Source organism: Streptomyces sp. NPDC031340 (genome assembly GCF_055569945.1).
Genome location: NZ_JBVIIE010000055.1, coordinates 38872 through 49546 on the forward strand (window position 1 = coordinate 38872; position 10675 = coordinate 49546).

Annotated in this window: 9 protein-coding genes; 4 read left to right on the forward strand and 5 right to left on the reverse strand. The window is 71.2% G+C overall.

The features are described 5' to 3' along the window. The first annotated feature begins 35 nt into the window (after positions 1-35). The 4 genes from ACZ5GT_RS32445 (at position 36) to ACZ5GT_RS32460 (ending at position 3580) form a co-directional block, all read left to right on the forward strand. A complete protein-coding gene (locus ACZ5GT_RS32445; protein ID WP_469033447.1) occupies positions 36-686 on the forward strand; it encodes an ABC transporter permease in 651 nt (216 codons plus the stop codon). Continuing rightward, on the forward strand, positions 679-1716 hold the full coding sequence (locus ACZ5GT_RS32450) for an ABC transporter ATP-binding protein (RefSeq protein ID WP_469033449.1): 1038 nt from the start codon (positions 679-681) through the stop codon (positions 1714-1716). The genes ACZ5GT_RS32445 and ACZ5GT_RS32450 overlap by 8 nt, the downstream gene beginning before the upstream one ends. Beyond that, positions 1713-2489, forward strand: coding sequence for an ABC transporter permease (locus ACZ5GT_RS32455; RefSeq protein ID WP_469033451.1), 777 nt, complete (start codon positions 1713-1715; stop codon positions 2487-2489). The genes ACZ5GT_RS32450 and ACZ5GT_RS32455 overlap by 4 nt, the downstream gene beginning before the upstream one ends. Before the next feature lie 128 nt (positions 2490-2617). Beyond that, positions 2618-3580, forward strand: a complete 963-nt coding sequence (locus tag ACZ5GT_RS32460; RefSeq protein WP_469033454.1) for a glycine betaine ABC transporter substrate-binding protein — start codon at positions 2618-2620, stop codon at positions 3578-3580. An 81-nt stretch (positions 3581-3661) separates the two neighbouring features. Here ACZ5GT_RS32460 and ACZ5GT_RS32465 read toward each other — a convergent pair whose 3' ends face one another. From ACZ5GT_RS32465 to ACZ5GT_RS32485, 5 genes are read right to left on the reverse strand one after another with little or no spacing between them, the layout of a single operon-like run. Beyond that, on the reverse strand, positions 3662-5833 hold the full coding sequence (locus ACZ5GT_RS32465) for an alpha-galactosidase (protein ID WP_469033456.1): 2172 nt from the start codon (positions 5831-5833) through the stop codon (positions 3662-3664). Next, positions 5830-6639, reverse strand: coding sequence for a DeoR/GlpR family DNA-binding transcription regulator (locus ACZ5GT_RS32470; RefSeq protein ID WP_469033458.1), 810 nt, complete (start codon positions 6637-6639; stop codon positions 5830-5832). The genes ACZ5GT_RS32465 and ACZ5GT_RS32470 overlap by 4 nt, the downstream gene beginning before the upstream one ends. A gap of 4 nt (positions 6640-6643) precedes the next feature. Further along, entirely contained in the window at positions 6644-8698 is a 2055-nt protein-coding gene (locus tag ACZ5GT_RS32475; RefSeq protein ID WP_469033460.1) for a beta-galactosidase, read from the reverse strand. Then, entirely contained in the window at positions 8695-9606 is a 912-nt protein-coding gene (locus tag ACZ5GT_RS32480) for a carbohydrate ABC transporter permease (RefSeq protein WP_469033463.1), read from the reverse strand. The genes ACZ5GT_RS32475 and ACZ5GT_RS32480 overlap by 4 nt, the downstream gene beginning before the upstream one ends. Then, a complete protein-coding gene (locus ACZ5GT_RS32485; RefSeq protein ID WP_469033466.1) occupies positions 9603-10550 on the reverse strand; it encodes a carbohydrate ABC transporter permease in 948 nt (315 codons plus the stop codon). Before ACZ5GT_RS32485 ends, ACZ5GT_RS32480 begins: the two co-directional genes overlap by 4 nt. Between the last annotated feature and the right edge of the window lie 125 nt (positions 10551-10675).

Sequence of the window (10675 nt, forward strand, 5' to 3'; positions counted from 1 at the left end):
CGCCCGCCCCCGAGGCGCCCGGGTCCGGAGGGAAAATGGATCGGTTTGTCGAGTACGTCGGAAGGCACACCGACGACCTGTGGCAGCAGGGGCTGGATCATGCCGCCGTGGTGGGCACGGCGATCGCCATCGCCACGGTGATCGGTGTCGCGCTGGGGGTCGCCACCTGGGACCGGCCCGCGGCCCGTACCGCCGCCGTCGCGACGACGGGGACGTTCCTCACCATCCCCAGCTTCGCGCTGCTCGGCCTGCTCATCCCGCTGCTGGGACTCGGCTGGACACCGACCGTGGTCGCTCTGGTCGTGTACGCGCTGCTGCCGATCACGCGCAACACCATCGTGGGTCTGAGGGAGGTCAGCCCGGCGATCCTGGAGGCGGCGCGGGGCACCGGGATGGGTCCCGTGCGCAGGCTGCTGCGTGTGCAGCTGCCGCTGGCCTGGCCGGTGATCCTCACCGGCGTGCGGATCTCCACCCAGCTCACCGTCGGTATCGCGGCCATCGCCGCCTATGTCGCGGGCCCCGGCCTGGGCAACGAGATCTTCGACGGTCTCTCGCGCCTCGGCTCCAAGAACGCCATCAATCAGGCGCTCGCCGGCACCCTCGGCGTCATCGTCCTGGCGCTGCTGTTCGACCTGTTCTTCTTCGCCGTCCGGCGACTCACCACCCCGAGGGGGCTCCGTGTCTGACCACGTCTCGCTGACCGCAACCGTTGCGGCGACGGCCGGCTCCGGCGAGGACACCGCCGCACGACACGGTGCGCGGATCGAACTCACCGATGTCACCAAGGTCTACCCGGGCCAGGAGGAACCCGCCGTGGAGTCCTTCTCCATGGTGATCCCGGCCGGTGAACTGGTCTGCTTCGTCGGGCCCTCCGGATGCGGCAAGACGACCACCATGAAGATGGTCAACCGGCTGATCGAGCCGAGCGGCGGCCGCATCACCATGGACGGCGAGGACCTGCTCTCCCTCGACCCGCACGACCTGCGCCGCCGCGTCGGCTACGTGATCCAGCAGATCGGTCTCTTCCCGCACATGAGCATCGCGGACAACGTGGGCCTGGTGCCCCGGATGCTCGGCTGGAACAAGAAGCGGATCGCCGAGCGTGTCGACGAGCTGCTGAACGTCGTCGGGCTCGAACCCGGCCGTTTCCGCTCCCGCTACCCTCGCCAGCTCTCCGGCGGTCAGCAGCAGCGCGTCGGCGTCGCCCGCGCGCTCGCCGCCGATCCCCCCGTGATGCTGATGGACGAGCCGTTCGGCGCCACCGACCCGATCACCCGGGAGCGGCTGCAGAACGAGTTCCTGGCGCTGCAGCAGCGGATGCGCAAGACGATCATCTTCGTCACCCACGACTTCGAGGAGGCGCTCCGCCTCGGCGACCGGATCGCCGTGCTCGGCGAGCGGTCCCGGATCGTGCAGTACGACACGCCCGAACGCATCCTCGCCGCGCCCGCCGACGACTACGTCCGTTCCTTCATCGGCGGACAGGCCGCGATCAAGCGGCTGGGCCTGATCCGGGCCGGTGACCTGGACCTGCTGCCCGCGGGCTCCGGCGCGCTGCCCTCCGTCGCCGCCGACGCCACCCTGCGCGACGCCCTCGACGCGATCGTGGCGCACCGTGCGCACCGGATCGCCGTGCTCGACGCCGACGGCACCGTCCGCGGCGAGCTGGACCTCGACACCCTCGCGACGGCGGCGGAGACCGGGGGCGCACGGTGACCGCCCTCACGACCGGCACCCGTGCCGCCTCCGGGGCGGGAGCGAGAAGGATGCGCGGCCTGCGCGGCGGCATCGCCACCCCGGTCATCGTCGCGGTCGCTCTGCTGGCCGACTACCTCTGGGTGCGCTCGCTCCAGCTCGACAGCATCGAAAAGCGCACCCTCAACAGCGACTACCTGGTCAGCAAGACCACCGAGCACCTCACGCTCACCGTCGTCGCCACCGTACTGATCATGGTGATCGCCGTACCGCTGGGCATCCTGATCAGCCGGGTCCGCGCCCGGTGGATCCCGCCCCTGGTGCTGGGCCTCGCCAACATCGGGCAGGCCACCCCGGCCATCGGCGTGCTGGTCCTGCTGACCATCGTGTACGGGCCCGGCTTCGGCATCGCCATGACCAGCCTGGTCGCCTACTCGGCACTGCCCGTACTGCGCAACACGCTGATCGGCATCCAGCAGGTCGACCGCTCACTGATCGAGGCGGCCCGCGGCATGGGCATGAAGCCGGCGCAGATCCTGCTGCGCGTCGAACTCCCGCTCGCCGTCCCGGTGGTACTGGCGGGGCTGCGCACCGCGCTGGTGTTCTGCGTGGGCGTCGCCACCCTCGCCACCTTCGTCAACGCCGGCGGACTCGGGGACATCATCGTCAACGGGATCAAGCTGGACCGCGACCCCGTCCTGATCACCGGAAGCGTCGTCACCGCCTCCATCGCGCTGCTCGTCGACTGGACCGGCGGCCTGGCCGAGAAGGTCCTCAAGCCGAAGGGCGTCTGACCGCTGCCCGACGGCGTCCGCCCGGCCCCCTGCGTCTCCCTCTCCCTCTCCGTCGGGGCGTCCCCTGCCCGCCCACCCCGAACCGTCCCCGCATCTCCCCGTCACCCGCACCACTCAGGAGTACCGCCATGCCTTCCCGCCGTACCTCACTGGCCCTCGCGGCGTCCCTCGCCTCCGCCTCCCTCCTGCTGACCGCCTGCGGCGGGGACAAGGACGTCAAGCCCGTCTCGGGGTCGGGCACGGCGCTGAAGGGCGCCTCCTTCACCGTCGGCTCCAAGGACTTCTCCGAGCAGATCATCCTCGGCCGGATGACCGTCGAGCTGCTGGAGGCGAACGGCGCCAAGGTCACCGACAAGACAAACATCAAGGGCTCGGCCAGCACCAGAAAGGCGCTGGAGTCCGGTGACATCTCCATGTACTGGGAGTACACCGGCACCGGCTGGATCACCTACCTGCAGAACACCAAGCCGATCGCCGACCAGCGCGAGCAGTTCGAGAAGGTGGCCGCCGACGACCTGGCGAAGAACAACATCGCCTGGATCGACCCGCCGGCCCCGCTGAACAACACCTACGCGTTCGCCGTCCGCAAGGACGAGGCCGAGAAGCTCGGCGTGAAGACCCTGTCCGACCTCGCCGAGCTGAGCAAGAGCAAGCCGAACGAGGCCACGTTCTGCATCGAGAGCGAGTTCTCCACCCGCGACGACGGCTTCCCCGGGCTCGTGAAGGCCTACGGCATCAAGGCGCCCAAGGACAACGTCAAGATGCTCGACACCGGGCTGATCTACACCGAGACCGCCAAGGGCGACACCTGCAACTTCGGCGAGGTCTTCGCCACCGACGGCCGGATCCCGGCCAACAAGCTGGTGGTCCTGGAGGACGACAAGCACTTCTTCCCCGTCTACCAGCCCGCGCTCACGCTCAAGCAGGAGACGCTGAAGAAGTACCCGGCCCTGAAGAAGATCTTCGCGCCGCTGGCCGAGAAGCTCACCACGACCGAGATGCAGAAGCTCAACGCGCTCGCGGACGTGGAGGGCGAGGACCCGGAGGACATCGCCCACGACTGGCTGGTGGACAACGGCTTCGTCAAGTAGCAAGCGGCGAGCAGCGGGAACCGGTCCCGAGCGGGGGAGGCGACGAGGCATACCGGCCTCCGCCTCCCCCGCACGGCCGTGTCAGGCCCCGGGCGTGACCCGCCGGACCTCGATCAGCGCCAGGCTCTCCGGGTGGAGGGTCGGCGCCTGGACACCGAGCGCGGACAGGACCCGGCCCGGCAGCTCGACACCCTCCGGCGTCCACCAGGGCAGCGGACTGGTGACCGGGCCCCGCACCGCGTCCCCCGGCGGCAGCGGGGTGACGGTGTAGAGCGCGTCCTCCGCAAGGCCGGGCAGGCGCACGCGGCCGGTCGGCACCTGCACGCTGGTGGCCTTCTGCACCACCGCGTACACGGCACGGGACCGGTCGGGGGCCACGACGCCGTGCACGAGCACGGCGGGGTCGTGGTGGTCGCCGTGGACGACTGTTCCGGTGTGCAGCAGCGGCCGGAGCCGCTTGTGGGTCTCGATCCACTCGGCCAGCCGGCGGCGTTCCTCCGGCGTCGCCCGGGTCAGGTCCCACTCGATGCCCATGTGGCCGAACAGGGCGGTGCCGGCGCGGAAGTCGAGACCGTGCGTGCGGCCCGTGGTGTGCGAAGCGGGGGCGCCGACATGCGCGCCCATCAGCTCGGGCGGCAGCAGCATCCCCGTCCAGAGCTGGATCTGCTGCCGCTCCAGGGCGTCGATGCAGTCGCTCGTCCACACCCGGTCGCTGCGTTCGAGGATGCCGAGATCCACCCGGGCGCCGCCCGACGAGCAGGACTCGATCTCCAGCCCGGGGTGCCGTCGCCGCAACTCGTCCATCAGCGCGTACACCGCGGTGGTCTGGGCGTGCACCCCGCCGACGCCGTACGGGCCGCTGCCCGCGTCGATCAGGTCGCGGTTGTGGTCCCACTTCAGATAGTCGATGGCGTACTCGCCGACCAGGGCGTCCAGGCGTTCGAGCACGTAGGCGTACGCCTCCGGCCGGCCCAGGTCCAGCACCTGCTGGTGCCGGGCCTCGGGCGGCATGCGCCCGGCGGCGGACAGGATCCACTCCGGGTGCGCCCGGGCCAGGTCCGAGTCCGGGTTGATCATCTCCGGCTCGACCCAGAGGCCGAACTGCAGCCCGAGGGAGCGGACGTGCCCGACGAGCGGGTGCAGCCCGTGCGGCCAGATCTCGGGGTCCACGTACCAGTCGCCGAGCCCGGCCCGGTCGTCGCGGCGCCCGCGGAACCAGCCGTCGTCCAGCACGAACCGCTCGGCTCCGACCTCGGCCGCCGCGTCCGCCAGGGCGGAGAGGGTGTCCAGGTCCTGCCGGAAGTAGACGGCTTCCCAGGTGTTGAGCGTGACCGGCCGCGGCGTGGCCGGGTGGTGGGGGCGCTGCCGCAGGTAGGTGTGGAAGCGCGCCGCCATGTCGTCCAGGCCCCGGCCGTACGAACCCAGCAGCCACGGCGTCGTGTACGCGGCGCCGGGCTGGAGACGCAGCTCGCCCGGCAGCAGCAGCTCACCGCCGCCGAGCAGCGAGACCCCGGAGTTCGTCCGCTCGGCGAAGGTGCGGTGGTTGCCGCTCCACGCGACGTGCAGAGCCCACACCTCACCGCCGCGGAAGCCGAAGCCACGCTCGCCCGCCGCGTGCAGCAGCGTGGCGTCGACGCCGGTGCGCCCGCGGCGGTTCTCCCGCAGATGCGTGCCGAGCGTGAACTCGTGCCGCTGCGGGGAACGTTCCCGCAGGTGACGGCCGGTCAGGTCGAGGATCTCGGTGGCGTGCGCCGGCACCGGGAGGGTGAGGTGCAGCGCGTCCACCGTGTAGGGGGCGGCGCCTTCGTTGGTGAGCCGCGCGCGCTGGCGCACGAGACCGGACGCGGTCAGCTCCAGCTCCCACCGCAGGGCGAGCCGGGCCCGGTCGTCGACGGCTTCGACCGTGAGGGTGCGAGGGGCCGGGACGCGTATCTCCCGGACGGTGAAGGAGCTGGAGAAGTCGGAGCCCTCACGGTGGCCGGACAGCCCCGGAGTGCCCAGCCAGCCGGCCGACTGCTCGGGCAGCACGCTCACCGGGACCGGGACGTCGGGAACGCTGGTGCCCAGCTCGGCGCGGCTCGCCACGGCGAGCGAGGCGAGGACGCCCGGGCCGCCGGGCGCGTCGTCGCCCGGGTCGCTCAGATCCCCGAGGTCGGCCCCCCAGTGCAGGATCCGCGGCAGCCGGGGGCCGGAACAGTCGAGGACGAGGCTCGTGCCGCCGGCTCGGAAGTGGAGGAGGTGCTCGGTGGTCACGTGCGTACGCTTTCGATCGGTCGGATGGGCGCGGCCGGCTCGACGACGGTCAGCTCACCGACGCCGGCCTCCAGTGATTCTCGGGCACGCGCGTCGATGCCCGAGTCGGTGATGAGCAGGTCGGCCGCCTCCAGCCCGGCGATGGCCGCCAGGCCGGGCGTGTCCCACTTGGTGTGGTCGGCGAGCACCACCACCCGCCGTGCCGAGCGGCACATCGCCCGGTTCGTCTCCGCCTCCTCGAGATTGGGCGTGCTGAAGCCGGTCCGGGCGTCCATGCCGTGGACCCCCATGAACAGCACGTCGACCCGGAGCGAGGCCAGTGCGGCGACCGCGACCGGCCCCACCAGGGCGTCGGAGGGGGTGCGCACGCCACCGGTGAGGACGACCGTCTGCTTCTGCCGCCGGTGGGCCTCCAGGGTCTGCGCCGCCCGGAGGCTGTTGGTGACCACCGTGATGTCCGGGATGTCGAGCAGGTGCCGGGCCAGGGTCCAGGTGGTGGTTCCCGCGGTCAGCGCGACCGCGGAGCCCGGAGCCACCAGCCGGGCGGCCTCGGCCGCGATGGCCTCCTTGGCGGTGACCTCGCGGGACCGCTTCTCCCCGAACGCGGGCTCCGCGGTGCTGCCGTGCTCCGGGGTGACCGCGCCTCCGTGGACCTTGTCGAGATGGCCCCGGCGCGCGAGGGACTCCAGATCGCGCCGGATCGTCATGTGGGACACGCCGAACCGTTCGGTCAGCGCGCCGACCCGGATGGAGCCGTGCTGCCGGACGAGTTCGGCGATCCTCTCCTGCCGTTGCCTCGCGAGCATCCCCTCACCGCTCCGACGAGGGCGTGCCGTCTTCCCGGAGCACCACGACGTCGCCCGCGCGGACGACGGTCTTGCCGTCGGCGACGGTGCCGGTCAGCAGGTCGACGCCGCTCGCCGGGACGGTCACGTCCCGGGAAGTGTGGTTGAGCAGGAAGAGGTAGGCGGCGTCCGGCCCGCGCCTGCGGACCGCCTCCACCCCGGCCGGAACCTCGGCCGCGGCCGTGACGCCGGCCTCCCGGCAGACCCGGGCCAGCAGCCCGCGCAGGGAGTCCGCGTCCGGCCGCGTCGCCACGTACCAGGACACGCCGGCGCCGTGCGAGTTGCGGGTGACCGCGGGGTGTCCAGCGACCGGGCCGCCGCACGCCGGGTCCGACGCGAACGACACGATCGTCTCGGCGCCGCGCGGCTCCACCAGTTCACTCCACACCGTGGCCCCGGAGCCGTCGGAGAGCCGGACGGTCTCCGCCTCGCGCAGCGGGAAGAACTCGTCGACGCGGACACCCAGCATGTCCCGGTACGCCCCGGGGTGACCGCCGAGCCGCACGTGGTCGTTCTCGTCCACCACACCGCTGAAGAAGCCGACGGCCGCGTGCCCGCCGCCTTGGACGAAGGCGTCCAGCGACGACGCGTCCGCGTCGGACGTCAGGGGGAGGCTGGGCACCAGCACCAGCCGGCGGCCGCTCAGGTCGCTCGCCGGATGCACCAGGTCGCACGTGACACCCAGCGACCACAGCGCCTCGTACCAGGCGCGCACCAGGTCGAGGTAGCGCACGTCACGCGACGGAGTGGCGTCCATCTCCAGCGCCCACCAGGCGTTCCAGTCGAAGAGCAGGGCCACGTCCGACACGACGCGGCTGCCGCCCACCTCGGCGAGGGCCCGCAGGTCCTGCCCCAGAGCGGTGACCTCGCGCCAGACCTTGGTGTCGGTGCCGCCGTGCGGCAGCATCGCCGAATGCCACTTCTCGGCGCCGGCCCGCGACTGGCGCCACTGGAAGTACAGGACGCCGTCCGCGCCGCGCGCCATGTGCGCGAGGCTGTTGCGCCGCATCTGCCCCGGGGTCTTCGCCACGTTGCGCGGCTGCCAGTTCACCGCGGAGGTGGAGTGCTCCATCAGCAGCCACGGAGCGCCGCCGCCCATGCCGCGCGCGAGGTCGGCGTCGAGCGACAGCCCGATGTGCGCCTCGCGGTCCGCGGCCGTGAGGTACTGGTCCACGGAGACGAAGTCGCACTCACCGGCGAAGGAGAAGCCGTCGACCTTCTTCTCCAGCGTGACCAGGAGGTTCGTGGTGAGCGGCACGCCGGGGGAGAGGCGGCGCACGATCTCCGCCTCCCGCCGGTGCAGCCTCAGCAGCGCGTCCGAGGAGAACCGCCAGAAGTCGAGCTGCTGCGTCGGATTCGGTACGGCGGCGGTGGCGCGCGGCGGCATGATCTCCGCCCAGTCGCCGTAGCGCTGGCTCCAGAACGCGGTGCCCCAGGCCTCGTTCAGGCCGTCGAGGTCCCCGTACCGGTCCCGCAGCCAGTCCCGGAACGCCTCGGCGCTGGTGTCGCAGTAGCAGTGCGCGTTGTGGTTGCCCCACTCGTTGTGCAGGTGCCACAGCGCGAGCGCGGGATGGTCGCGGTACCGCTCCACGAGCCGTTCGACGAGCCGGCCGGCCGCCTCGGCGTACGCGGGACTGCTCGCGCAGAACGTCTGCCGCGAGCCGTGGGTGAGCCGGACGCCGTCCGCGGTCACCGGCAGCGCCTCGGGGTGCCGCAGCGAGAACCACGGCGGCGGGGACGCGGTGGCCGTCGCCAGGTCGGCGGCGATGCCGTTCGCGTGCAGCAGGTCCAGCACCTCGTCGAGCAGGCCGAACTCGTACTGCCCGGGGCGCGGCTCCAGGAAAGCCCAGGAGAAGACGCCGACGGTGACGAGGTTGACGCCGGCCTCCCGCATGAGCCGCACGTCCTCGTCCCACACCTCGCGGGGCCACTGCTCCGGGTTGTAGTCGCCGCCGTAGGCGATGCCGCCGAGCCGGTCGGACAGTTGCTTGAGCGCGTCGGTCTTGAGCGCGTCGGTCACGACTTCACCGCTCCCGCCGCCAGGCCCGCCTTCCAGTACCGCTGGAGCACCAGGAAGGCGATGACGATCGGCACCACCGACACCAGGGAGCCGGTGAGGCTCAGGATCTGCAGCGAGGGGTCGCGGCTGACCTGGGACTGCCAGGTGAACAGTCCGAGGGTGACCGGGTAGAGACGGTCGTTCTGCAGCATCACCAGCGGCAGCAGGAAGTTGTTCCAGATGACCACGAACTGGAAGAGGAAGATCGTGACCATGGCGGGTGACATCAGCCGCAGCGACATGGTGAAGAAGGTCCGCAGCTCGCCCGCACCGTCGATCCGGGCCGCCTCCAGCAGCTCGTCGGGCACGGAGGCCGCCGCGAAGATGCGCGAGAGGTAGACGCCGAACGGGCTGACGATGCTGGGCAGGAAGACCGACCAGAAGGTGTCGGTGGCGTCCACCTCCGCGAACAGCAGGAACAGCGGCAGCGCCAGCGCCGTGGCGGGGACCAGGACACCGCCGAGCACGACGTTGAACAGCAGCTCCCGTCCCCGGAAGCGGTACTTGGCCAGGGCATAGCCGGCCATCGCGGACAGCAGCGTGCCGACGGCCGCACCGGCCCCCGCGTAGAGGAGGCTGTTGAGGAGCCAGGGCAGGTACACCCCGTCCTGCTTGGCGAACAGCGCCCGCAGGTTGTCGAACAGGTGGAAGTCGGAGAACCACAGACCGAACGAGTCGACCAGGTCGCCCTGGCTCTTGGTCGCGGAAACGATCAGCCAGAACACCGGCAGCAGCATGTAGACGGCGACGACGGCCAGGAAACCGGTGGCCACGATCACCGAGAGGCGGCTCTCCCGAGGGCCGCGCGGTGCGTTCTGTGCGGTCTGACGGGGCGCGTGGGCGCCCCGGGTGTCGGTGAGGAGGCTCATGACTCGGCCTTTCGCCCCGTGAGCTTGAGGAATCCGAACGACAGGACGAACGTGGCCAGCGCCAGTGTCACCGACATGGCCGCGGCCTCGCTGTAGTTGTTCGACGAGGCGAGCGAGTAGGCCGCCAGGTTGGGGGTGTAGGTGCTGGTGACGCTGGTGGAGATGGAACGCAGCACCTGCGGTTCGGTGAACAGTTGCAGCGTCCCGATGATGGAGAAGACGCCCGTCAGGATGAGTGCCGGACGCAGGATCGGCACCTTGATCCGCCAGGCGATCTTCGCCTCGCTCGCGCCGTCCATACGGGCCGCCTCGTAGATGTCGGACGGGATGGCCTGCAGGGCGGCGTAGATGATCAGCATGTTGTACCCGGTGTACGTCCAGGTCACGATGTTGCCGATGGACCACAGCATCATCGACGAGCCGAGGAAGTCCGGCGCGGAGCCGGCCTTGTCGAGCAGGTCCACGATGGGCGACAGCCGCGGGTCGTAGAGGAAGGCCCACATCAGCGCCGCCACCACGCCGGGGATGCCGTACGGCACGAAGTAGGTGATCCGGAAGAAGCGCTTGAGGCGGGCCACCGTCGAGTCCAGCAGCAGCGCGAGCACCAGCGCCAGCAGCAGCATCACCGGGATCTGCACCAGCCCGAAGACCAGCACCCGGCCGACGCTGCCGAGGAACTCGGAGTCGCCGAGCACCTCCTTGTACTGGTCCAGGCCGGCGAACACGGTCGTCTTGTGGCCGAAGGTGCCGCCGGTCCGCTCGGTCTTGAGCAGGCTCTGGTAGAAGGCGTAGCCGACCGGCACCAGGGTGAACAGCACGAACGGCACGAAGAACGGCAGGAGAAAGAAGACGGGCGCCCAGTTCCGTCTGCGGCGGGCGGGGACGCTGGCGGGGGCGGTCTGCGCCGGCGGCGGGGCTGTCGCCGCTATGGGGTCGGCGGTCATGTCGTGGTCTCTTCCTGGACTGTGCTGGCGAGGGGGAACGGGCCGACGGGCCGGGGGGGGGGGGGGGCCCCCCCCCCCCCCCCTGTGTTACCGCCCCCGTTCCCTCCCGGGCCCCTTTCTTCCCT

Excerpts from the sequence above, each read along its gene's own strand:
- ACZ5GT_RS32445 (WP_469033447.1), top strand. The coding sequence starts at position 36 with ATGGATCGGTTTGTCGAGTACGTCGGAAGGCACACCGACGACCTGTGG.
- ACZ5GT_RS32460 (WP_469033454.1), top strand. The coding sequence starts at position 2,618 with ATGCCTTCCCGCCGTACCTCACTGGCCCTCGCGGCGTCCCTCGCCTCC.
- ACZ5GT_RS32470 (WP_469033458.1), bottom strand. The coding sequence starts at position 6,639 with ATGCTCGCGAGGCAACGGCAGGAGAGGATCGCCGAACTCGTCCGGCAG.
- ACZ5GT_RS32480 (WP_469033463.1), bottom strand. The coding sequence starts at position 9,606 with ATGAGCCTCCTCACCGACACCCGGGGCGCCCACGCGCCCCGTCAGACC.
- ACZ5GT_RS32485 (WP_469033466.1), bottom strand. The coding sequence starts at position 10,550 with ATGACCGCCGACCCCATAGCGGCGACAGCCCCGCCGCCGGCGCAGACC.